At 40.4% G+C, this 22,951-nt stretch carries 21 protein-coding genes; 6 read left to right on the top strand and 15 right to left on the bottom strand.

Annotated features, from left to right (window positions below):
- Window positions 1-6 precede the first annotated feature (6 nt).
- From B5X70_RS02810 to recR, 4 genes are all read right to left on the bottom strand, one after another.
- Complete coding sequence (locus B5X70_RS02810) at window positions 7-585, bottom strand: LemA family protein (RefSeq protein ID WP_079556363.1); 579 nt, start codon at window positions 583-585, stop codon at window positions 7-9.
- Window positions 586-753: 168 nt separating this feature from the next.
- A complete protein-coding gene (locus B5X70_RS02815) occupies window positions 754-1,188 on the bottom strand; it encodes a BT0820 family HAD-type phosphatase (protein WP_079556364.1) in 435 nt (144 codons plus the stop codon).
- Window positions 1,185-1,643 carry a hypothetical protein gene (locus B5X70_RS02820; RefSeq protein WP_079556365.1) on the bottom strand — a complete coding sequence of 153 codons (459 nt, stop codon included), beginning with the start codon at window positions 1,641-1,643 and terminating at the stop codon, window positions 1,185-1,187. Before B5X70_RS02820 ends, B5X70_RS02815 begins: the two co-directional genes overlap by 4 nt.
- Window positions 1,644-1,674: 31 nt before the next feature.
- Window positions 1,675-2,295, bottom strand: coding sequence for a recombination mediator RecR (gene recR / locus B5X70_RS02825; protein WP_079556366.1), 621 nt, complete (start codon window positions 2,293-2,295; stop codon window positions 1,675-1,677).
- Window positions 2,296-2,417: 122 nt separating this feature from the next.
- Between recR and B5X70_RS02830 the strand changes: the two genes are divergently transcribed.
- On the top strand, window positions 2,418-3,875 hold the full coding sequence (locus B5X70_RS02830) for a sodium:solute symporter (protein ID WP_079556367.1): 1,458 nt from the start codon (window positions 2,418-2,420) through the stop codon (window positions 3,873-3,875).
- A 55-nt stretch (window positions 3,876-3,930) separates the two neighbouring features.
- Here B5X70_RS02830 and B5X70_RS02835 read toward each other — a convergent pair whose 3' ends face one another.
- Window positions 3,931-4,902 (bottom strand): M23 family metallopeptidase, encoded by a 972-nt coding sequence (locus B5X70_RS02835; protein WP_079556368.1) that lies wholly within the window; start codon window positions 4,900-4,902, stop codon window positions 3,931-3,933.
- Between the two features lie 366 nt (window positions 4,903-5,268).
- Here B5X70_RS02835 and alaS point away from each other — a divergent pair, with 366 nt between their 5' ends.
- Window positions 5,269-7,902 (top strand): alanine--tRNA ligase, encoded by a 2,634-nt coding sequence (alaS, locus tag B5X70_RS02840; protein ID WP_079556369.1) that lies wholly within the window; start codon window positions 5,269-5,271, stop codon window positions 7,900-7,902.
- A 415-nt stretch (window positions 7,903-8,317) separates the two neighbouring features.
- Here the strand turns inward: alaS and B5X70_RS02845 are convergent, their stop codons facing one another.
- The 7 genes from B5X70_RS02845 to B5X70_RS02875 all read right to left on the bottom strand — a co-directional run bounded on the left by B5X70_RS02845 (window position 8,318) and on the right by B5X70_RS02875 (window position 15,401).
- The gene (locus B5X70_RS02845) at window positions 8,318-9,301 is read right to left on the bottom strand and encodes an FAD:protein FMN transferase (protein WP_079556370.1); all 984 of its coding nucleotides are present in this window, start codon (window positions 9,299-9,301) and stop codon (window positions 8,318-8,320) included.
- 225 nt (window positions 9,302-9,526) lie between these two features.
- Window positions 9,527-10,789, bottom strand: a complete 1,263-nt coding sequence (gene nqrF, locus B5X70_RS02850) for an NADH:ubiquinone reductase (Na(+)-transporting) subunit F (RefSeq protein WP_079556371.1) — start codon at window positions 10,787-10,789, stop codon at window positions 9,527-9,529.
- Between the two features lie 26 nt (window positions 10,790-10,815).
- Window positions 10,816-11,430 carry an NADH:ubiquinone reductase (Na(+)-transporting) subunit E gene (gene nqrE, locus B5X70_RS02855; protein ID WP_079556372.1) on the bottom strand — a complete coding sequence of 205 codons (615 nt, stop codon included), beginning with the start codon at window positions 11,428-11,430 and terminating at the stop codon, window positions 10,816-10,818.
- Between the two features lie 26 nt (window positions 11,431-11,456).
- A complete protein-coding gene (locus B5X70_RS02860) occupies window positions 11,457-12,119 on the bottom strand; it encodes an NADH:ubiquinone reductase (Na(+)-transporting) subunit D (RefSeq protein ID WP_079556373.1) in 663 nt (220 codons plus the stop codon).
- Entirely contained in the window at window positions 12,112-12,831 is a 720-nt protein-coding gene (gene nqrC / locus B5X70_RS02865) for an NADH:ubiquinone reductase (Na(+)-transporting) subunit C (RefSeq protein ID WP_079556374.1), read from the bottom strand. Before nqrC ends, B5X70_RS02860 begins: the two co-directional genes overlap by 8 nt.
- 13 nt (window positions 12,832-12,844) lie before the next feature.
- Entirely contained in the window at window positions 12,845-14,002 is a 1,158-nt protein-coding gene (locus tag B5X70_RS02870) for an NADH:ubiquinone reductase (Na(+)-transporting) subunit B (protein ID WP_079556375.1), read from the bottom strand.
- Window positions 14,003-14,051: 49 nt separating this feature from the next.
- Complete coding sequence (locus B5X70_RS02875) at window positions 14,052-15,401, bottom strand: Na(+)-translocating NADH-quinone reductase subunit A (protein WP_079556376.1); 1,350 nt, start codon at window positions 15,399-15,401, stop codon at window positions 14,052-14,054.
- A gap of 90 nt (window positions 15,402-15,491) precedes the next feature.
- On the opposite strand from B5X70_RS02875, the gene B5X70_RS02880 reads away from it, so the two are divergent.
- The 4 genes from B5X70_RS02880 to B5X70_RS02895 all read left to right on the top strand — a co-directional run bounded on the left by B5X70_RS02880 (window position 15,492) and on the right by B5X70_RS02895 (window position 19,569).
- Window positions 15,492-16,865: a type IX secretion system plug protein gene (locus B5X70_RS02880; protein WP_079556377.1), complete on the top strand. Its 1,374-nt coding sequence runs from the start codon at window positions 15,492-15,494 to the stop codon at window positions 16,863-16,865.
- Window positions 16,866-17,160: 295 nt separating this feature from the next.
- Window positions 17,161-18,792: an L-glutamate gamma-semialdehyde dehydrogenase gene (pruA, locus tag B5X70_RS02885; RefSeq protein WP_079556379.1), complete on the top strand. Its 1,632-nt coding sequence runs from the start codon at window positions 17,161-17,163 to the stop codon at window positions 18,790-18,792.
- Between the two features lie 58 nt (window positions 18,793-18,850).
- On the top strand, window positions 18,851-19,138 hold the full coding sequence (locus B5X70_RS02890; protein ID WP_232468288.1) for an FtsB family cell division protein: 288 nt from the start codon (window positions 18,851-18,853) through the stop codon (window positions 19,136-19,138).
- A gap of 113 nt (window positions 19,139-19,251) precedes the next feature.
- The gene (locus B5X70_RS02895) at window positions 19,252-19,569 is read left to right on the top strand and encodes a hypothetical protein (protein WP_079556381.1); all 318 of its coding nucleotides are present in this window, start codon (window positions 19,252-19,254) and stop codon (window positions 19,567-19,569) included.
- Between the two features lie 119 nt (window positions 19,570-19,688).
- Here B5X70_RS02895 and B5X70_RS02900 read toward each other — a convergent pair whose 3' ends face one another.
- From B5X70_RS02900 to B5X70_RS02910, 3 genes are all read right to left on the bottom strand, one after another.
- Complete coding sequence (locus tag B5X70_RS02900) at window positions 19,689-20,966, bottom strand: glycosyltransferase family 2 protein (RefSeq protein ID WP_079556382.1); 1,278 nt, start codon at window positions 20,964-20,966, stop codon at window positions 19,689-19,691.
- 78 nt (window positions 20,967-21,044) lie between these two features.
- Entirely contained in the window at window positions 21,045-21,659 is a 615-nt protein-coding gene (locus B5X70_RS02905; protein ID WP_234995068.1) for an OmpH/Skp family outer membrane protein, read from the bottom strand.
- A gap of 220 nt (window positions 21,660-21,879) precedes the next feature.
- Window positions 21,880-22,932, bottom strand: a complete 1,053-nt coding sequence (locus B5X70_RS02910; RefSeq protein ID WP_079556383.1) for a PorP/SprF family type IX secretion system membrane protein — start codon at window positions 22,930-22,932, stop codon at window positions 21,880-21,882.
- Between the last annotated feature and the right edge of the window lie 19 nt (window positions 22,933-22,951).

The following is a 22,951-nucleotide window of genomic DNA, read 5'->3' on the forward strand; positions in this document are numbered from 1 at the left end:
TATACGCTAAAATTCTACTTGTGGAGCCTGATGTGCACCTCTATCGGCCTCAAAATAAGGTTTGCGCTCGAATGAAAAAATTGATGCAACCATCCGTTGCGGAAAGCGCCTGATATATGCATTATATTGCCTGGTTGCTTCATTAAATCTGTTTCGCTCAACAGCTATGCGATTTTCAGTACCTTCCAGCTGAGCCTGTAAATCTCTGAAATTCTCATTGGCTTTCAGATCAGGATAACGCTCTACAACCACCATCAATCTCGACAGAGCCGATGAAAGATTTTCCTGCGCCTCCTGGAACTGACGCATTGAAGCATCGTTCATCATTTCCGGCGAAAAGTTAACACCGGTCGCCCTGCTCCTTGCGTCAATAACCGCTTCAAGAGTTTCGCGCTCATGACTTGCATATCCTCTAACGGTAGCAACCAAATTAGGGATTAAATCAGCACGTCGCTGATAAACATTTTCAACCTGTGCCCATTGAGCATCCACAGCTTCGCTGTAATCAACCATCTTGTTATAGCCACAACTGCTTAACATTGGCATCACAATGATGGCAGCAATTATCAACCTTATATTTCTCATTTTATTTATTTTTTTATTCTTATGGACTTAAAACCTGTTTCAATATATGTGGAATCAATTTTTAACTAAATATTACACACCTTGCAATCACAATATTAAGCCCTATCCTAAACCTAATCCCGATTCTATCCAAAATCCCGACTCCTTGCGACAAACCATCAACTTGCCTTACTCACGCCCCAGGATATAACGAATGAAGCCACTCAGGGTACGTCGGCGGGCTTTCTCAAAATTTTGCCTGAACTCTGCATGCTCCTCTGTACTCATATTGGGGTTTATCGCCTGATAAATCTCCCCCCACCCCGGGAATCCACCAACATTCCTGTCGTCGACAAACAAGTCAGCATGGATTTTACGACTCTGGTCATTCTCTATAACTTCTCCAGGATAACTGCAATTCACAGCATAAAATTCAACTCCGTTTTTTCTGCAATATTCAACTGCTTCATCCAGTAATTTACCACCCCGGTATGTCCAGAGAATTAAATGATGGCCATCTCTTTGAAGAGCCTTAAGTGTTTCAAAGGCAAAAAACTTCTCTTTGCCAATATCGGGATAGCGGTGATCAACAATGGTTCCATCAAAATCTACAGCGATTATCATATAGACTCCTCTTCGTTTTTAGGTTCCAATTCATTAATAATACGCTCTTTTATGGGAATATTAAGCAAAAATGCCACAAAAAGCAACGCAAAAATCATTACAAACGCAAAATCACCCGACACCAGATATCCAATTAATGAAATAATTCCTAAAGCTTCAAATGTTACAATTTTAATAAAAAAACTGTTACGATATTGCTTTATGCGATTGTCCATATCCATCTCCTGGGGCAATTTCTTTATTTTTTTATTGTGAAATATAAAACCCGCAGGTATTCCCCCCAAAGCAAGAATAATAATCACCGATTTAAGGGTTTCCACATCCTGCAAAGACCAATCTAACACTCCACTAACCTTGGAACCAAGAGAAATGGCTATAAAAGCAAACACTAAAAGAGCTGCAAAAATAAACCAATAAAATAATAATATCTGCTTTAGGTAGTTTGGTTTTTCCATGTTTTATATATTAAATTATTTATTTCTTCTTTTACAGTGATTTCTCAAATGGCATTCGATTAATCAATGATCTTCCCAGGGTAACCTCATCGGCATATTCCAGCTCATCCCCAATAGAAACGCCACGTGCAATGGTGGTCATCTCAATGTTGTGGGGAGCCAGTTTTCGATAAATAAAAAAGTTTGTTGTATCTCCCTCCATGGTGGTGCTCAGAGCAAAAATAACTTCTTTCACTTCACCAAATTTTACTTTCTCCACAAGCGGCTCAATGGTCAAATCATCGGGTCCAATGCCATCCATTGGAGAGATAACTCCTCCCAACACATGATAAATACCTGTGTACTGCTGGGTGTTTTCAATGGCCATTACATCACGAATGCTTTCCACCACACAAACCAATGAACGGTCGCGTTTGGGAGAAGCGCATATTTCACATACCTCAGAATCGGAGATATTAAAACAAACTTTACAATGCTGAATCTCTTCCCTGAGTTCCCTGATGGCTGAAGTAAACCGGACAACATCATCAACCTCCTGCTTTAACACAAACAGCGCCAACCTCAGTGCTGTTTTTCTTCCTATACCCGGCAAACGGGCAAATTCATTAACAGCACTCTCCAGCAACCTTGAGGGATATCGGGAGTTGTTCATTTAAAATAATATTAAAATGTTCTTTCAACAATTTTTCGAAGATCAAAGGTAATAAAAATTAGAGGTAACATGCTGAAGTTTTTTGCCGGAACCGGCAAAAAGCTTTTCTTTGCTACAAAAAAATGAATCCGATACTTACAGGCTCAATTATTGGAGGATATCTTCTCATTCTTCTTTTTGTTTCGTGGATTACGGGCAGAAAAGCAGATAATGCTACTTTTTTTCTAGGAAACCGACAATCGCCATGGTTCATTGTAGCCATTGGAATGGTTGGAGCATCTCTTTCGGGAGTAACATTCGTCTCGGTTCCGGGATGGGTTGCCACACAGCAGTTCAATTATCTGCAAATGGTAACCGGGTTTGTAACAGGCTACATTTTTATAGCCAACATTCTACTGCCCCTCTATTACCGTTTAAACCTCACATCCATCTACACCTATCTGAACAATCGTTTCGGAACACATTCGTACAAATCGGGCTCCATTCTTTTCATTATATCAAAACTCACTGGTGCTTCTGCCAGATTATACCTCATGGCCGGAGTTCTTCAATTGGCCATATCCGATCCATTGAACATTCCGTTTTACCAAACCGTAATGGTCACAATTGGGTTAATTTGGCTTTATACATTTAAAGGGGGTATTAAAACCATTATTTGGACTGATGCCTTACAAACTCTGTTAATGCTATCTGCTGTTGGAATAACCATTTATTATATAGGAAGTGAACTGGAATTAGGTTTTCGGGAAATGGTTTATACCATTTCCAAAAGTGAATACTCAACCATTCTGAACACAGATTGGGCCTCATCCCGTCATTTTCTTAAACAATTTTTCTCAGGTGCATTTATCACCATCGTTATGACTGGATTAGATCAGGATATGATGCAGAAAAACCTCTCATGTAAAAACATCAAAGATGCAAAGAAAAACATGTATTGGTATGGCATTGCCTTTCTGCCTGTAAACCTTCTTTTTTTAAGTCTGGGAGCTTTGTTATATATCTATGTAAACGAAGCGGGAATTCCTTTACCGGAAAGAGCAGATGACCTTTATCCGATGCTGGCTATGGGCGGTTACTTGCCTATGGCTGCCGGTTTGTTTTTTATTCTGGGATTGGTAGCTGCAGCATACTCCAGTGCCGATTCGGCACTTGCATCTTTAACCACAGTGTTCTCACTCGACATTCTTAAGATTGATAAAATGAAGCCTCAAAAAGCCAAAACCTATCGGGTTTTGGTTCATTTTGGTTTCACAATCATAACAGCGCTTATTATTTTGGTTTTCCGGGCTCTCAATCAGGACAGCATCATCAATCTGGTCTACGTTCTGGCCGGATATACCTATGGCCCACTTCTTGGATTGTACGCTTTTGGATTATTTACAAAATACCGGATAAAAGATAAACTTGTTATTTTTGCTGCACTGCTGCCCCCGATAATCACCGGAATAATCGATTTCAATGCTGAAAAGTGGTTTGGCTTTTCATTGGGATATGAAAAACTGATTCTCAACGGATTTCTGACTTTCGTAATATTATGGTTGATCAGAGAGAATGAACCTCAAAAAACAAATGCATAAAAAAACCACCTTGCAATCGCAAGATGGTCGTATAATGAATTAATTAGGTCAATTCCTAGTCAAATGTTCTGTTGCTGTTAGATGCAATTCGGATCATCTCTTCATATTGTTCCGGGGTTAAATCCTGAAAGAAATAATGAGTAGGATCCACCGCACGTCCTTTAATTCTAACTTCATAATGAAGGTGAGGTGCTGTCGATTTTCCTGTATTTCCAACAAAACCAATCACATCTCCACGGTTAACCCTTTGTCCTACCCTAACGTTGAATTCATCCAGGTGAGCGTAAAGTGTAGAGTAACCAAAACCGTGATCTATTTCAATGTGTTTTCCGTAGCCAATTGCTGAATTTCTTACCGAAGTTATCACACCATCACCTGTCGCATAAATTTCAGTTCCGGTAGGGGCTGAAAAATCAATACCTTCATGGAAACGGCGTGTCTTATAAATGGGGTCAATCCTCCATCCAAAACCGGATGCAGTTCGACGCAAATCCCGGTTTGAAACAGGCTGAATAGCAGGGATGCATCGAAGCATTTCCTCTTTTCTTTGGGTAAGATCAATGATTTCGTCAAACGACTTGGATTGCACGTATAACTGCTTCATGATAACATCCAGTTTCTGAGCAGTATTTACAACCAGACTGGCATTGTCAAGATCTTCCAGGTAGCGATAACGATTTACGCCACCAAATCCTGCTCTTCGAACTGAATTTGGAATGGAATCGGCCTGAAAAATTACCCGATAAACATTTTCATCACGCTGCTGTATGTCGTCAAGCACAACCTGAACCTGTGACAGCTTATCCCTCATGATTTCGTACTGAGCCAACATTCTGGAGTTTTCCCTCTCAAGTCTTATTTCTCTGGGGCTATCTATCAGATAGACATACGCAAAGAAATATACCAGACCCATCAGGGCACCAAAGAACGAAAATGTAAATACTCTGGAAAGATAAAATCTAAACCCGGTTTCAATTTTATCATAACTTAATGTTTCCGGATTATATCTATACTTTACTTTTGACATACGTAGATTATTTTGCTGCTAAAATAGAAAAATTTGTTAATATTCAACCAAAATTGGTTGAATAATCTATTTTTGTGCATTACTTTTTCAAAAACAGAATGTTTTCCGATTACTTTTTTGCAATTTTGCGGTGATAGAAGAAAGTGAGGTGTTTAGCCAAAATCAATTGATTTATTTTTGCAGTTCTGCTTTTACAGAAGCAGAACTGAGGTTTAGTATAGTTTCTTTAATCCCGCACCCACTTGCTTTACATAACCACAATCTCACAAAACAAAAAACCATCGGCATCTCTGGTTTATACATAAAAACATAAAAAAGGTTGCTTTTTTTTGATAAACAAAATTTAAAAAACATTACAATAATCCTATGACAGCATCGGAAATCAGGAATAGCTTTCTAACTTTTTTTGAATCAAAACAGCATAAAATCGTTGATTCAGCACCTATGGTGGTGAAAGACGACCCAACTCTTATGTTTACCAACGCGGGCATGAACCAGTTCAAAGATATCTTTCTGGGAAATGCGCCTGCCAAATTCCCCAGAGTGGCCAATTCGCAAAAGTGTCTCCGTGTATCGGGTAAACATAACGATTTGGAAGAGGTAGGTCACGACACCTATCATCATACCATGTTTGAAATGTTGGGCAACTGGTCGTTTGGAGACTATTTTAAAAAAGAGGCCATTGACTGGGCATGGGAGTACCTGACAGAAGTACTCAAAATTGATAAAAGCTGTTTATATGTTTCAATTTTTGAAGGAGATGCAAAAGATGGCATTGAGAGAGATGAGGAAGCATTGGAGTACTGGAAAAATCATGTGCCTGAGAACCGGATCATCAATGGAAATAAAAAGGATAATTTTTGGGAAATGGGTGACACAGGTCCATGTGGGCCATGCTCGGAGATTCATGTTGACTTAAGAAGCAGTGATGAGAAAGAACAGATTCCCGGAGAGAATCTGGTTAACAAAGATCATCCTGAAGTGATAGAAGTATGGAATCTGGTATTTATTCAATACAACCGTAAAGCTGACGGCTCTCTGGTTCCCCTTCCGCAAAAGCATGTGGACACAGGTATGGGATTCGAAAGACTGTGCCGTGTGATACAAGGAAAAATGTCAAACTATGATACCGACGTTTTTCAGCCTGTCATTCAAAAGATATCATCTATCTCAGACATTAAATATGGCAACTCTCCGGAATCGGATATCGCCATGCGCGTAATTGCCGATCATATTCGAACCATCTCTTTTGCGATCACCGATGGCCAATTACCATCGAACAACAAAGCCGGATATGTGATCCGCAGGATTTTAAGAAGAGCTGTTCGGTATGCATATACTTTCCTTGATTTGAAAAAACCTTTTATGGGAGAGTTGCTGCCGGAGTTGATCGCAACCATGGGAACAGCATACCCTGAATTGGAAAACCGAAAAGAGCTGATTCAAAAAGTAGTTAAAGAAGAGGAAGACTCTTTCCTTAGAACACTTTCAACCGGAATCACTCTGTTGGATAAAATCATAAAAGATACGCGCGAGAACGACTACAAAGTGGTGGATGGCAAAGTGGCTTTTGAACTGTATGATACCTTCGGATTCCCCCTTGACCTGACAGAGCTTATTCTTAAGGAAAATGGACTGGTGGTTAACCGCAAAGAGTTTGAAACCGAAATGGAGGCTCAAAAAACAAGAGCCAGAAACGCTGCAGCTGTTGAAACAGATGATTGGGTTGTTTTAACCAACGATGACACAGAAGAGTTCATTGGTTACGATTTTCTTGATTCGGAAATACAACTGGTTAAATACCGCAAAGTAAAATCAAAAAACAAAGAACTATACCAACTGGTATTCAATATCACACCTTTTTATGCTGAAAGCGGGGGACAGGTTGGCGACTGCGGATTCATTGAAAACAGCGAGGAACGCATTCCCATTATTGATACAAAGCGTGAAAATAACCTGATAATCCACATCGCGCCCAAACTCCCAAAAGATTTAAATGCCACATTTAAAGCGCAGGTTGATTTGGATAAGCGCCGCATGACTGCCAGTCATCACTCCGCAACTCACCTTCTGCACAAAGCACTCAGAGAGATACTGGGCTCGCATGTTGAGCAAAAAGGATCGCTGGTTCACCCCGACTATCTACGTTTTGATTTCTCGCATTTTCAGAAATTGACCGACGAAGAGATCAATGCCATTGAAAAAATTGTTAACAGCGAGATCCGAAAAAACCTACCCCTGGAAGAGCACAGAGAACTTCCTGTCTCAAAGGCAAAGGAGATGGGTGCCATGGCGCTCTTTGGCGAAAAATATGGTGATGTGGTTCGAACCATCGGCTTTGGTGATTCTCTTGAGCTTTGCGGTGGAACCCATGTAAATGCCACAGGTCAGATTGGAATCTTCCGCATCATCAGTGAGTCCTCAATTGCAGCCGGAATAAGGCGTATTGAAGCAGTGGTAGCCGATAAAGCTGAAGAGTTGATCAATCAACAGGCTGACACACTAAAAGAACTAGGATCGCTGTTTAAAAATCAATTCCATATTCAAAAAAATGTGGAAAACCTGATCAATGAGAATGCTTCGCTGAACAAAGAATTGAATGCATTAAAACAGAGCATCATTCAAAATGAGATATCCTCATTCATCGGCCATGCTGAAACCATTGGAGGGGTAAAAGTGATTGGAGCCAGAGTTAAACCCATGCTTGCAGGAAACCTGAAAGACATTGCCTTTAACCTAAGAACAGCATGCGATGGAAGCATGATTGCGGTTTTAGGTGTGGCTGCTGACGATAAAGCCCAATTGACTGTAATCATGTCGGAGGATTTATCAAAAGAAAAGAATCTCAACGCCGTTGAAATCATTAAAAGTGTCTCTCAGGAGATAAAAGGCGGCGGCGGCGGACAACCATTCTTTGCAACCGCAGGTGGCAAAAATCCTGATGGAATAGACTCTGCGCTTGCAAAAGCCATCAAACTAATAAAAGAGAAGTTGCAGTAAGCCTGCAACCTCTCCCAATTTCAAATGTGAAAAAAGCATAAATTTATTTCGGACTATTGTGTCCGAAATAAACCTTTCTTACATTTGTGTCATCAAGGTGATTTGATTGTTTGTTGATACTCACGAAAATTCGCGTTATGACACAGTTTTTAGTTATTCTCGCTTTATCCATCTTTTTCATATGTCTGGCGCTAGCAGGGTTGGCATTAAAAACGCTTTTGAAAAAAGGCGAACACCAATTGTCAGCCTGTAGCGGATCAGGTGCTGGAAATTCCTGTGGTTGTGGAACACAAGACTCCTGCGTTAGTGAGGCCTGAAATAAATCCGCTATAAATTAAAAAAGGTTGTTTCGATGAATCGAAACAACCTTTTTTAATTTACGCCCTGTGGCAGATTCTCCTGCTTTAAAGCTTAATCACCTTAAAAGCTGATGAAACCCTGAGCTGTATATCACTTCATATTCTCCATCCGAATCGATGATAAAACAAGCTTCTACATCCGTAAGCCTTTCTATAAGCTCAATGCTCTCCTCTAAACCAATAACCATACATGCTGTAGCATACGCATCGGCCAACATGCAATTGGGAGCAATGATGGTTGCGCTCAATAAATTATGTGATACTGGATAACCGGTTCTGGGATCAATGGTGTGTGCGTACTTTTTACCATCACGAATGTAGAAATTCCGGTAATTCCCGCTTGTTGCAAGAGACTCACCTGAAAGGTGCACGATTAGCTCGGTTTTACGCTCCAAAACTAACGGATCGTCGATTGGTCTATCTATACCTATCCGCCAAAAGTTTCCCTGAGGATTATGGCCTCTTGTTGCAACCTCCCCTCCTATCTCAACCATATAGTTTTTTACACCCAACGAAGCCAGATGAGAAGCCACCACATCTACCCCATATCCTTTGGCAATCGCTCCACCATCGAGCATAACTCCGGGAATCTTTTTAACCACTTTCCCGTTTATGATATCGATGTGATGCATACCAACAAATTGCAAAAGAGAATCGACCAGTTCAGGGGTTACATCAGCCATTTTCTGAAACCCGAAACCCCAGGCATTTACAAGCGGAGCAACAGTCATATCAAATGCCCCGTTGGTTTGCGCAGTAACCATTTGGGCTGTTCTAAACACCTTTTTAAAGAAAGGATCGGGAACAACTCCTTCTTCACATCGATTGATGCGGCTAATGATGGAAGTGCTGTCATAAGTTGATAGAGAACGGTTAAATGAATCCAACAAAGAATGGATTTCATTGTGATGATCTTCGGAACTTTCGTATACGATCCGATAAGAAGTTCCAAAAATACGGCCTCCGTTAACATGATATTCTTTCTCTAGCTCACAAGCTAAAAAAAGAAAAGAAACAGCTACAAAAAATAGAATTCTCATAACTAAATGATTCAAAAAATGATGTTAAAGAATTTAGCTTCTATCAATGAAGGTATATACTCCTTGTTTCATAGAGGGTTATGATTGCGGCTGGAATTTTGGCATATGCACAAAAAAATGACATCAGGGTGCAAACCTACCAAAACTCGTCCCAATGTATCGGAAATAATTATAAACAAAAGAAAAAAATGCAGATGTTTTCACATCTGCATTTTAATATTTTGGTTACGATCCGAAATCGTCAAATGCAACCATTTCATCGGGAACCCCAAGATCGTATAACATTTTTGTAACCGCCGCATTCATCATCGGGGGACCGCAAATGTAGAATTCGATATCTTCGGGTTCTTCATGATTCATCAAATAATTATCCTGTATTACCTGGTGAATAAACCCTACCGATCCGTCCCAATTATCTTCAGGCATTGGCTCAGAAAGAGCTATGGTAAATTTGAAATTTGGGAACTCCTTTTCTATTGCTCTGAAATGCTCCTCGTAGAAAATCTCCTTTTTGGAACGGGCTCCATACCAAAACGTCACTTTACGACCTGATTTAAGAGTATGAAACAGGTGGAAAATATGCGAACGCATCGGAGCCATTCCGGCACCTCCACCAATAAACATCATTTCCCTGTCAGTTTCTTTTATGAAAAACTCTCCGTAAGGACCGGAGATAGTTACTTTATCACCAGGCTTGCGAGAGAATATGTAGGATGAACATATACCTGGATTTACTTTCATAAATCCACCATTTACACGGTCGAAGGGAGGAGTTGCTATCCGAATGTTGAGCATAACAATGTTGCCCTCGGCCGGGTGATTAGCCATTGAATAAGCACGGAACGTAGGTTCCGGGTTTTTCATTTTAAGGTCAAACATTTTAAACTTTTCCCACTCTTCCCTAAATTTATCACCAACTTCAATATCCTTAAAGTCAACCTCTATCTTAGGTACATCAATCTGAATGTATCCACCCGATTTAAAATCAAGGATTTCTCCTTCAGGAAGTTTTACTACAAACTCCTTGATGTATGTTGCAACACTGTCATTGGACACCACTTCACAATCCCACTTCTTAATTCCAAGAATTTCATGAGGAATTTCCATCTTCATATCTTCCCGAACCTTAATCTGACAGGCCAATCTCCAGTTGTTCATCTGTTCTTTACGAGTAAAGAAACCGGTTTCGGTAGGCAGAATTCCCCCGGCTCCATCTTCAACCTGGCAACGGCACATGGCACAGGTTCCGCCACCACCACATGCGGAAGGCAAAAAGATTTTATTGTTTCCTAAAGCGGTCAGCAACGTTTGCCCCGGCTCAACAGTGAGGGCTTTTTCCCCGTCATTGATATCAATGGTTACTGTTCCTGAGGGCGTCAACTTCTTTTTGGCATACAGCAGTACTGAAACCAGAAGCAACACCAGCAGAAGGAAAATAACCACACTGGCTATAATGACTGATCCTTGAATAGCAAGTAAAACGCTCATTATTTTATATTTTTATCTGATACTTGTTACAGTTTAATTCCCATGAAACTCATAAACGCGATGCCCATTAACCCGGTCACTATAAAAGTAATACCAAGCCCCCTTAAAGGTGCGGGAACATTCGAGTAACGAATCTTTTCACGTATAGCGGCGATACCAACAATAGCCAACAACCATCCTACGCCGGACCCCAATCCAAACACTGTAGCTTCTCCAATATTTGCATAAGAACGCTCCTGCATGAAAAGTGAACCTCCTAGAATGGCACAGTTAACCGCAATCAGGGGAAGAAAAATCCCCAAAGATGTATAGAGAGTTGGTGAGAACTTCTCGATGATCATTTCTACAAGTTGAACCATGGATGCAATGACGGCAATAAACATGATAAAACTGAGAAATCGCAAATCAACGGTTTCAAAACCTGAACCGAGCCAGCTTAATGCACCTTCCTGCAAAACATAGTTTTCCAACAGGTAGTTCACAGGAACAGTTATTCCCAGAACAAATATCACGGCAACACCTAAGCCGAAGGAGGTTTTTACGGTTTTTGACACCGCCAGATAAGAACACATGCCAAGGAAGTAGGCAAAAACCATGTTCTCAATAAAAATAGCTTTGACAAATATATTCAGTAATTCCATTTTTTTAGACTTAAAATGTTACCAGATTAATGCGACTCTATCAATGATTTATCCCGGCTGCGCTGAATCCAGATAATGATTCCCACTACCACCAATGCCATTGGAGGAAGAATCATAAACCCGTTGTTTACATAGCCAAGGTCATAAAATGCCTGGGGAATTACCTGAAAAGTTCCAAACCCGGGGAACGATAACGTCCCTGATCCAAACAATTCACGCACAAAACCAACAATAATCAATATGATTCCATATCCGGCGGCATTTCCTGCACCATCAAGAATGGATGGCCATGCTTTATTGCCAAGGGCAAATGCTTCAAGCCGTCCCATTATGATACAGTTGGTGATAATCAGACCCACAAAAACAGAGAGCTGACGACTCACATCGTAAGCATATGCTTTAAGAATCTGATCAACCAGAATTACCAGGGAGGCCACTACTACAAGCTGAACAATGATCCGGATTCTGGAAGGAATGGTATTTCTCAACAACGAAATGATCAGGTTGGCAAATACCATAACAAAAACAACCGAAAGAGACATCACTATGGATGGTTCCAGTTTGGCCGTTACAGCCAATGCTGAACATATCCCTAATACCTGAATGGTAATGGGGTTTTGTGGTCCGATTGGGGTCGTAATCAGCTTAAGATTTTTAGCTGAGAATAAAGGTTCTTTATCGCTACTCATAACTCTCCCTTTCTATATTTTTTAAGAATTGCTCGTATCCAGAAAAGTAATTTCTCAACATATTTGCCAGCCCATCACTTGTAATGGTACCTCCTGAAACTGCATCAACAGCATGGGGATCACCAGGACGGGCTCCACCTTTAACCACATCAACACTCACGAGTTCTCCGGCATCATTAAAAACTCTCTTTCCCTTAAACTGATTCTGAAAAGAATCACTATCTATTTCTGCACCCAATCCCGGAGTTTCAGATTGGTGACTAAAAGTGGCTCCAAAAATGGTAGTTCCATCATCCTCAATGGAAACATAGCCCCAAATTGGCCCCCATAATCCGTTGCCCCTCATCTGAAGGACATATTTCAATTCTCCGTTGTCCAAGCGAACTTCATACACCGGAAATAATCTTTCTTCCAATGGTTTGCGCATCTCCCTTGCCATATCAATATCTATGGCTTCTTCTCCGGAAACACGATTTCCCTGAAAATCGACAACGTATGTGTTTTCACCGATGTAACGATTGAAAACATCCACAGCATCGCGATTGGTGCTTGAAATATTCACAGACTGGAGAATATCTATTTTCTTTGCCACCAGCTCATTTCTAACCTGCCGGGGTCTGAGCCCCTGGGAAACAAGAGCCAGAATGGTTGCTACAATGATTACCATTGCAGCAGCATACAAAAATGTATATGTATTTCCCTGTTTATCCATTTTCTCTCTATTTTTATGCTTTAACTACTGCCCTATTTAATCTCCGTTTAATATTTGCCTGAACAACAAAGTGGTCAATCAACGGAGCAAATGTATTCATCAGCAGAATGGCCAGCATCATACCTTCAGGGTATGCAGGGTTGAACACTCTGATCATTATGGCAAATACACCAATTAAAAATCCGTAAATCCATTTGCCTTGTTCGGTGCGAGTTGCAGAAACTGGATCGGTGGCCATAAATACTGCACCAAAAGCAAATCCTCCCAATACCAGGTGGTGATGAGCTTCAACCTGCATTAAAGGATTTAATCCCATCAGGTTAAAAACCAAAGCCATCAGGTAACCACCGACAAAAACCGATAACATTACCTTCCAGCTTCCCACTCCCGTAATTATTAGAAACATAGCTCCTAAAAGAATGGCAAGTGTAGAGGTTTCTCCAATGGAACCGGGGATAAAGCCAAGAAAGCTATCCATAAAGGAGAAATTAGAAATATTTCCCTCTACGGCTGCTGCCAGAGCAGTAGCTCCTGAAAACCCATCAGGAAGATTTTCCATGCTGCCCAAACCTGAGATCCATACAATATCGCCCGACATTTGTGCCGGATAGGCAAAAAACAAAAATGCACGAGCCAGCAAAGCGGGGTTCCAGATATTCATTCCGGTACCTCCAAAAACTTCCTTTCCTATAATAATGGCAAAGGCAGTAGCTATGGCTACCATCCAAAGCGGTGTATCTATCGGAATAATCAGCGGAATTAACATCCCCGACACCAGAACACCTTCATTCACTTCGTGTTTCCGCATCTGAGCAAAACCAAACTCAAGTCCTAAGGCAGTTGCATACGAAACCACCAAAATTGGTACCACTCGTAACACTCCATGAAGGATGTTATCAAAAAATGATGCTGATTCTCCCAATGCAAGATGATGCTGATAGCCTGTATTCCAAATGCCAAATACCAAAGCCGGAATCATAGCGAAAACCACCATCATCATGGTGCGTTTAAGATCTATGGCATCACGTACATGAACCCCGTTTTTATTGGTCCTATCGGGGACAAAAAGCAATGTCTCAAATGCGTCATAAGTTGAATGAAGCATTTCAAATCGTCCCCCCTTCGAAACATGGGGTTTGATATTATCTAATATTTTTCTTAATGCCTTCATTAGAAATTATTTTGATTTTCTTTGTCCTGTAACATAATCATTGAAAATATCAGCCAAGTTCCTTTATCATTAGATCAATTCCTTTGCGCAATATAGACTGAATCTCAATTTTAGAGGTATCAACAAATTCGCTAAGAGCTAAATCTTCTTCTACCACCTCATAAATCCCCAATTGCTCCATCTTATCTATGTCTTCAATCATGATGGCCTTAATAAGGAACTCTGCGAGAATGTCCATAGGCAAAACCGAATCATATTGTCCTGAAATAACAATGGCACGCTCTCCACCCTTGGTATTGGCGTCTATTCGATATTCTTTGTTTGGACGCAACCAGCTGAAAAATGTACGAGAAGTACTAAACTTTTCTAAACCGGGAAGAATCCACCCCAAAAATTCATGCTTATCGCCTTCAGGAATGACAGTAACCTGCGAATGGTTAAAACCTATATAACCGTCGTCTTCAATGTGATCTCCGGTAAGAACGTTCCCGCTGATAATTCGTAATTTCTCATCATTTATCACGTTATTCTTGATGAGTCCGGAAACTGATGCCCCCAGACGATAGCGGTAATAAGAAGGTTTTACAACCTCTGATCCGTTAAGTGCTATTACTCTGGAAAAATCATGCTTTCCTTTAAGAAACAGACGTCCGATAGAGACAATGGCCTGTGGTTGAATCACCCATACTTTTTCTCCTTTATTAATAGGGATTGTATGGTGTATCTGAACACCAACATTACCCGCAGGATGTGGCCCGTCAAAACTGTGTATCTGAACACCCTTTAAGTTAGTAAATACTTTTGATGCCGATGAACTACTGATTCCTACATGGACTTCAGGCGCCAGCTTTTTCAGAACTTCAAATCCAGTTGCCAATTCATCTTCCTGCCCGGTAAGAACAAAATCCATATCGGGAGCCAATGGAGCTGAATCAAAGCCTGATACAAAAATGGCTTTTGGAGTATCTGCCGAATTGGCATTCACATCGTAAGGACGTTGACGCAGATACGGCCAAGCTCCACTCTCGAGAAGCTTTTCAACGATGGAAGCCCGCTCGGAGTTTAATGGATCAGCTGCACCAAAATCAATAAAGTCATCCTGCCCGTCGCTCTCAACAATAACTTCGAGAATCCTCCTGCGCTCTCCCCTGTTGACGCTTTTTAAACGCCCGCTAACCGGAGAAACGAACTTAACTTCAGGATGATACTTATCGTAAAAAAGAACCGAACCAATTTTTACCGCATCTCCCTCCTTTACTACCATTTTGGGAACAATCCCGTGAAAGTCGGTGGGCTTTACAGCAAATAAACCGGGCAATTGTGCTTGTCCGAAAACCTTTTCGGATTTTCCTTTTAAAGGAATATCAAGCCCTTTTTTTATTTTTATCACCTCAGACATATTTGAAATGTGTTTTTTTTAATTTGATGGCAAAATTACATAAAATAATAAGTAATACATAGTATATTGCAACATAGAAACCATTTCATTATGAGCACAAAAAAAACATACAAAAAAGTCCTAAATCGCTATAATTGTTTCAGGCTGAACTATTACAGATTTTTTTCTTTAAAGAAAAATCGAAAAACGATTTTTCTTTTTGGTATTTTTAACATTTTTATCCTGTCAAACATCTGCTCCGAGCCCCTTAAAGAATATATTTCCTCTTCAATAAAAACAGTACAATTTCATCGAAACGAGTGGCCGCTATCCTACCCAATCATCAGACTAAACAGTGAACAACAACTGTTACTATCTTTCGATGAATTAGGGAGCAGCACAAAAAACTTTCAGTACACCATTGTTTTATGCGATGCTGATTGGAATGTTTCTGACCTGATGGTTACAGAATACATTTCAGGATCGCCCATAAATCCCATCATTGATTATTCGTACTCTTTTAATACCACCATTGATTATATACATTACCGCTTAAAACTTCCCAATGAAGACATACGGCCACTTCGATCGGGTAATTATATGCTGATGGTTTTTAAGGACTACGATCAGAATAACCCCGTATTAAAGAAAAAGTTCATGATTTCAGAACCAATGGTTAACATTGTCCCAAGAATAAGAAATACAGCTAGTTCATCCATCCGCGCCTCTCATCATGAAATAAACTTTGAGGTTCACCACCCCGGCTTTACCATCAGAAATCCAATGGATGAAATATCAGCAACCATTATTCAGAACGGGAGAAAAGACAACCGCATTCAAGGGCTCAGACCACAGTTTGTCCGTAATGATTTATTAGACTTTAACTATAACCGGGAAACCATGATGGAAGGAGGTAACGAGTTTCGTTACCTCGATATTAGAAGCTATCGGTTCTACTCCGATAAAATTGAGGAAATTGTGTTTCTCGACCCCTTTTATCATGTGCGATTATTTGCCGATCTACCCCGAAACCCATCATCGTATCAATACAGACAGGATTTAAACGGACGCTATTACATTGAGGTTCAAGAGAGAAACAATGCCGACCTGGAAGCAGACTACATGTTTATTCATTTCAGGCTGCGGGTGAATCAACCACAACTATCACAAAGGGTATATCTCAACGGAGCACTTACAAACTGGGAACTGAATGAAAGTTCGCAAATGCATTATAACCCAACCAACAATGCATATGAATTATCTTTACTGCTAAAGCAGGGATATTACAACTACCACTATCTGGTAATTGAAGAAGGAGAAAAAACAGGAACGCTGTTTCCTATGGAAAACAGCTTTCAACAAACAGAAAATGATTATCTCATATTAATATATTACAAGGGGCTTACCGATAGAGTACACAGACTCATTGGAGCTGAAACATTTAATTCAACACTGCCGCAACCAAGAAGCAGACCGGGACACTGAAAACATAATCCACATGATAATTGGCATGGAAATTTATCGGAAGAATTTGTAATTTACGGTTAGATGCAATTTTTATTCGTATATAATTAATTTATTGGCCTCATGGAAGTTCCATGAGCAGATATATACAGATACTTGTTGTGAGTTTCTCACTTATGGAACTTTCATTTGAAAATAATTAGTTTAAATCATTGGCCAAATGTAACTTCCATGAGGTGGTATTTTCATCTTCTTGTTGTGAGTTTCGCACTCATGGGCGTTTCATTTAGACAATAACGTTATAAAACCGATCTCTATGTCAAAAGGATTCTTTAAAATTCCAACAACCAAAAATGAACCGGTACTAAACTACTTACCCGGATCACCTGAGAGAGCAGCACTAAAAGAACAGATAGCACAATACAAATCATCAGAAATGGACATACCCATGTTCATTGGAGGTGAAGAGGTGCGCTCTGGAAATACCGTAAGAATATTCCCGCCTCATGAAATCGAACACACTTTGGGTCACTACCATGCAGGCGACGAGACACACGTTTACCGTGCCATTGACGCAGCCACCAACGCGAAAGAAGGCTGGGAGGCACTGAACTGGGAAGAACGGGCAGCCATATTTCTTAAAGCGGCCGACTTAATATCCGGACCATACCGTCAGAAGTTAAACGCCTCGACCATGTTGGGTCAATCAAAAAATGTTTACCAGGCTGAAATCGACGCCGCATGTGAAATGGCAGATTTTCTGAGATTCAATGTGCATTACATGACGGCCATATACAACGATCAACCCGCTTCCTCTCCGGGAATTTGGAATCGCATGGAATACCGGCCATTGGAAGGGTTTGTGTTTGCATTAACCCCATTCAATTTTACATCCATTGCCGGCAACCTGCCTTCGGCTCCGGCTATGATGGGCAATGTGGTGATTTGGAAACCATCAAAAACAGCCATATACTCTGCACATATACTTATGGAGCTGTTTCGGGAAGCCGGTCTCCCGGACGGTGTTATTAACCTTATATTTGCTCCCGGACCGGTGGTGGCAAGAGCCGTTTTTGATCATCCCGATTTTGCAGGGTTCCATTTTACAGGTTCCACCGGGGTATTTCAGGATATATGGAAAACCATTGGTAACAACATCCATAAATATAAATCTTACCCCAGAATAGTTGGCGAAACAGGTGGTAAAGATTTCATCATTGCACATAAAAGCTGTGATGCACAAGCAGTTGCCACTGCCCTGATAAGAGGTGCGTTTGAGTATCAAGGGCAAAAATGCTCTGCCGTTTCAAGAGCTTATTTGCCATCAGGCAGATGGGATGAGATATTAAGCTACCTTCAAAAAGATATGAAGGAGATTAAAATGGGATCTCCCGAGGATTTTAGAAATTTCATGAATGCGGTGATTGATGAACCCTCTTTTGACAAACTGGCTTCAGAAATCGATGCAGCCAAAAATCATCCGGATACAAAAATCATCTTTGGAGGAAACTACGATAAAACCCATGGGTATTTTATTGAGCCCACCATCATACTTACCACCAATCCTTCCTATAAAACAATGGAGGAGGAGCTTTTCGGCCCAATTTTAACCATTTATGTGTATGATGACTCAAAACTTGATGAAACACTAAATGTTCTGGATAAAACATCTATGTATGCACTAACCGGGGCCGTTTTTGCAAAGGATCGCGCAATCATTCAAAAAATAACAAAGAGGTTATCCAACGCAGCCGGCAATTTCTATGTGAACGACAAACCAACCGGGGCGGTGGTTGGTCAACAGCCATTTGGCGGCGCACGTGGGTCAGGAACCAATGATAAAGCCGGTTCAATGCTGAACATGTTGCGATGGGTGTCCCCAAGAACCATAAAAGAGAACTTCGTGCCTCCGGTTGATTTCAAGTATCCGTTTATGATGGAAGAGTAAAACAAAACCATTACATTTGTAATGGAAATAATCCATTATGAAGTATCTCAAAAAATATATGCATATAGTACTCCCGCTATTACGTAATAAATACGTAATAGCGGGTCTGGTATTCATTATATGGATTGGCTTTTTTGACCAAAACAACATTGTTGACCGAGTTTCGTTGGCAAGAAGAATCAGTGAACTCAACAAACAAAAAGAGCATTACCAAAACGAAATAAAAAGTAACAGAGAAAGGATGGATGAACTGCAAAGCAGTCACGAAAACCTGGAGAAATTTGCGCGTGAGCAATATCTCATGAAAAAACCTGATGAAGAACTTTTTATTATTAAAGAGAAATAAAGACCATCAGAATTAATATCTCACTTTTCGAATGCAAATTTTGAGTTTAAAACAATTCATAAAATTCTCCAATCAAGACATAACACAAACTAATAGCAGACATAGGGCAAAACATGGAATTAAACAAATTACTAAGCACTCTCTATTACATTGGAATGGTAATGCTTCTAATCGGCATCGTTCTTCATATCGCGGAATCATCAGCTGGATTTTATCTGTACGCCACAGGATTACTTCCTGTTTTTGGTGTCAGGGTATATAATCTGATAATTGGTCGTCCGGAAAGCAAAAGAAAGCATGGAATATTCGTTATAAGCGCAATCATGTTAGTCTTGGCAGGTGTCGCAATGTTCACCGGAAGAAGTTATTGGGTTCTTTTTCTGGCAATTTCAGCCGTTCTGGATTTTTATATCAGTTTTAGGAGGTTTTAGGGTTTTGGGTTGATAGTTTATAGTTTATAATTTATAGTTGGGAGTTGAAGGCATTGAGCTTCGAACATTAAACTCTGAACAACAAACTATAAACCATCAAAAACTCTCAACTTCAATCATCAACCCTTTTCAAGTTTACGGAAATAGTCCAACAGCTCTTTCTCGAACATGAACTCGTCTGTAGAGTGTCCCTGTATTTCCAGCAAGGCTAACGAGGCATCAAAAACCGGCATTTTCTCAAAAAAATGCTCATGGGTATAGTTCAAATACTTAACCATCTTAAAGGCGTTAAATACTTCAAAGAATCGCTTGCTGAAAACATCAACGGAAGAGCAATCCTTTTTAATAACCTGAAGATCACTGAGCACTGAATAATTTAGCAGGAAACTGCGTACCGGTCCGGAAAACTCATAACTCCACTCTTCCAATTTGTCAGGACTAAGATTATAAAACTCATTTTTTCGTTCGAAAAACAATTTTACATCCTCAAAAGCTTGTATATGATAGGTTTTCCCGATATAATCTGATCCGTCCACATGGGAAGTTATGGCAGCTCCAGTTCCAAAAATCACTCTGTCCGAAGGTCGGGGAGACGGAAAAACGGTGGTTGTATTAAGATCTCCAAATCCGCCAAGGGGAATGAGTTTTTGCAGAAAATAGAAATCTTCTCCGGCCTGCTTTTTCGGCATGCCTCCAATTTTCGCATAAGCAACAGCACGCAAAGCCATGGCAGATCCCATAGTATGATATGAATACGGGAAACCTGCATATCTGTGTGCCTGCAAATAATAACGAAGATGAAGTTCGTAAAGAGTAATCCCTTCATAAACTTCGTCGGGGAAATTATGACCATCCAAAGGATGTTCATAATAGATGGAAGCTCCTCTATTGGCCGGGTTAGAGAACCAATCCCTGAGGGCTGTAAAATAATTTGGGGAAACAGTTGTATCCGCATCCAAAGTTACGATTACGCCGTCCGGATCTTCAGCCTTCAGAAAACAATAAGCTGCAGCATCCATTCCGATTTTACGTGCAAGTCCGGCGCCAAAATGCTTTTTTGGTAGAGAGTACTCCTCCATGATGAACAAATGCATCCATTTGGGAAACCGATTATGGTAATTATTACGAATATATTCTGCTGATGCTTTCTGACCGCTCACCACTTCATGAGAGTCATATTCTGATGCATTAAATACCAAAACAACACCAACCTCACACTCCGGTTCATCGCAACTCATGATGGATTCCAAAGTTTCATTGATCCAGTCCTGCTCCCTATACACAGGAATAACCACCATAAGGCCGCCTTTTTTTTTCCACTCGTGGTGAAAATCACACAGCACCGGGTGTTTTCGGATGTATTTTTCCAAAAGGGTAAAATCGGTTTTCTTAGGCATTATGAGTCTCCTGTTAAAAAAAAGCCGGGTACCGCTTAAACGGTACCCGACAGATATCTTATCAAAACCTAAATTAGTTTAGTTACCAGCGGCTCTATATCGTTTATTCAATATTTCTACAACATCTTTGGTAATATCGTAAACCGGTTCAGCATAAAGAATATTGTCTCCCATGGTGTTGCTGATAACCATACGATACGATCTCTTTTCTGAAAATTCTGAAAGGAAGTTCGTGATGGTATCCCTAAGTTGTTGATTCATCATATCTTGCTGACGCATCAATTCATTGGATAAGCGCGTATTAAGTTCCTGCAATTCAACCTCCTTCTGACGTAGTCGGCGCTCTTCACTTTGAGCCCTCTCTAAAGATAAAAAGCCATTGTTTTGAAGTTTTCTCTGAAACTCCATCATATCTTCCTGAAAAACTCTTGCTCTGGAATTAAAGTCAGTTCTGGAAGACTCCTCTCTTCTTAAAAGATCTTCGCTTAGCTTCCTCGCAAATTCGTAATTTATAATCAGGGAATCGGTATTTATGTATACAATCCCATGATCTGATGTTTCCCTCATTCCCGGTTTTTTCTCCTCCTCAGAATGAGTACGGCCGTTTGATAGAACAACAACATACAATGCAGCCACCGCCACAAGTAAAACAACATTTACAATAACAGATATTTTTTTCATATTTTCTGCCATGATTATTACTCTGTTTAATTTAACGGGAACAAATATAACTTTTAAGTAAGATAAAAAAACTGTTAAGCACGCTTTTTTTTACATTAAAGCAGAAATAAAGTAGTTTTATCGTGTTAATTCACACTGATTGAGATGTAAAACACATATATTAAGAGAACAGCGTCAAAAACCGTTCCAACTCTCAACCCTACATCATCTTGTATTACAACACATAATAGAACTAAAACAGAGATCTACGCTGCGGCCGATGACTTGATGATGAAGATCCCCATCCATGTGCAGGTTCACTACATGGTATCGGCCCGATGGGACGTGTGATGATTGGGCCACGATTAAACCGGTAGATCAAAGAAAACTCATTGCTTCCTCCGCTATATCCGGAGAGACCACTTAAAGTCAGGTCGTAAGAATATGCAAAATGAACAGTTCCGACATTTACGCCAAGGCTGAATATCAATGCATCGTTATTTGAAAGGTTCTCGGTACTGATTCCAGGAATTCCGCGATACCAAACGCCCACCTCAATGGGATAAGTATTCCAGTAAACACCTAAATCAAGTTGTTGAAAAGTTTGCTGATTGCGATACATAAATGCAAAACTTGCACTCTGTTCATTATATCCGAGGCCCGATGGTTTATAGACCCATCGGGCTCCTCCATAAACAACAGTTTTTACAGGAATAGTGGATTCAACATCAGTAAAACCGATGTTATTTTTTACAAGATTGTCCACAGTAAATCCTAACCAAAAATCCTGGCTATAAACCATAGCAGAGGCAGTTGCATCCAATTTTCTATACTGATCGACGGGGAATTCTGCATTAATCCAGGGAAAAACTTCTCCATCAGGCCCCACCTGAGTGAGACGTGAAGGATCAATTTTTCTTTCGGAATACTTAAACTGCAATCCGGGTCGAACAAAGAGGTAACGGTTGATTGCTAATTCATAAGCGTACACCACCCCAAGATTCTGTGAAACAAGCTGTCCTCCTCCCTGATCATCACGCAGAAAGAGTACTCCCACCCCACTGTTATAATTACTCAGATACTCATCATACGAAAACGAATAAGAACGAAAAGTGTTGGACACACCCGGCCACTGATCCCGATAGTTTAAAATAACCCTCCCTCCACTGGTAAATCCGGCAAATGATGGGCTCAGATACAGGGGCGCTGAGTACACCTGTGAGAATGAAACATCCTGTGCACTGATCTTACCAGCATTAGCCAAGATAAAAAACACCAATATTATATGCAAAAACCTTTTCACCATCTTTCAACTTTAAATCAGT

The sequence above is a fragment of the Alkalitalea saponilacus genome (genome assembly GCF_900168165.1).
GTDB classification, from domain to species: domain Bacteria; phylum Bacteroidota; class Bacteroidia; order Bacteroidales; family Marinilabiliaceae; genus Natronoflexus; species Natronoflexus saponilacus.

Coding starts and splice junctions, on each gene's coding strand:
- B5X70_RS02895 (WP_079556381.1), top strand. CDS start 19,252: ATGGAATTAAACAAATTACTAAGCACTCTCTATTACATTGGAATGGTA.
- B5X70_RS02815 (WP_079556364.1), bottom strand. CDS start 1,188: ATGATAATCGCTGTAGATTTTGATGGAACCATTGTTGATCACCGCTAT.
- B5X70_RS02875 (WP_079556376.1), bottom strand. CDS start 15,401: ATGTCTGAGGTGATAAAAATAAAAAAAGGGCTTGATATTCCTTTAAAA.
- B5X70_RS02890 (WP_232468288.1), top strand. CDS start 18,851: ATGCATATAGTACTCCCGCTATTACGTAATAAATACGTAATAGCGGGT.
- B5X70_RS02860 (WP_079556373.1), bottom strand. CDS start 12,119: ATGAGTAGCGATAAAGAACCTTTATTCTCAGCTAAAAATCTTAAGCTG.
- B5X70_RS02830 (WP_079556367.1), top strand. CDS start 2,418: ATGAATCCGATACTTACAGGCTCAATTATTGGAGGATATCTTCTCATT.
- nqrF (WP_079556371.1), bottom strand. CDS start 10,789: ATGAGCGTTTTACTTGCTATTCAAGGATCAGTCATTATAGCCAGTGTG.
- alaS (WP_079556369.1), top strand. CDS start 5,269: ATGACAGCATCGGAAATCAGGAATAGCTTTCTAACTTTTTTTGAATCA.
- B5X70_RS02910 (WP_079556383.1), bottom strand. CDS start 22,932: ATGGTGAAAAGGTTTTTGCATATAATATTGGTGTTTTTTATCTTGGCT.
- recR (WP_079556366.1), bottom strand. CDS start 2,295: ATGAACAACTCCCGATATCCCTCAAGGTTGCTGGAGAGTGCTGTTAAT.
- B5X70_RS02820 (WP_079556365.1), bottom strand. CDS start 1,643: ATGGAAAAACCAAACTACCTAAAGCAGATATTATTATTTTATTGGTTT.
- B5X70_RS02810 (WP_079556363.1), bottom strand. CDS start 585: ATGAGAAATATAAGGTTGATAATTGCTGCCATCATTGTGATGCCAATG.
- B5X70_RS02845 (WP_079556370.1), bottom strand. CDS start 9,301: ATGAGAATTCTATTTTTTGTAGCTGTTTCTTTTCTTTTTTTAGCTTGT.
- B5X70_RS02900 (WP_079556382.1), bottom strand. CDS start 20,966: ATGCCTAAGAAAACCGATTTTACCCTTTTGGAAAAATACATCCGAAAA.
- nqrE (WP_079556372.1), bottom strand. CDS start 11,430: ATGGAATTACTGAATATATTTGTCAAAGCTATTTTTATTGAGAACATG.
- B5X70_RS02880 (WP_079556377.1), top strand. CDS start 15,492: ATGAGCACAAAAAAAACATACAAAAAAGTCCTAAATCGCTATAATTGT.
- nqrC (WP_079556374.1), bottom strand. CDS start 12,831: ATGGATAAACAGGGAAATACATATACATTTTTGTATGCTGCTGCAATG.
- B5X70_RS02835 (WP_079556368.1), bottom strand. CDS start 4,902: ATGTCAAAAGTAAAGTATAGATATAATCCGGAAACATTAAGTTATGAT.
- pruA (WP_079556379.1), top strand. CDS start 17,161: ATGTCAAAAGGATTCTTTAAAATTCCAACAACCAAAAATGAACCGGTA.
- B5X70_RS02870 (WP_079556375.1), bottom strand. CDS start 14,002: ATGAAGGCATTAAGAAAAATATTAGATAATATCAAACCCCATGTTTCG.
- B5X70_RS02905 (WP_234995068.1), bottom strand. CDS start 21,659: ATGGCAGAAAATATGAAAAAAATATCTGTTATTGTAAATGTTGTTTTA.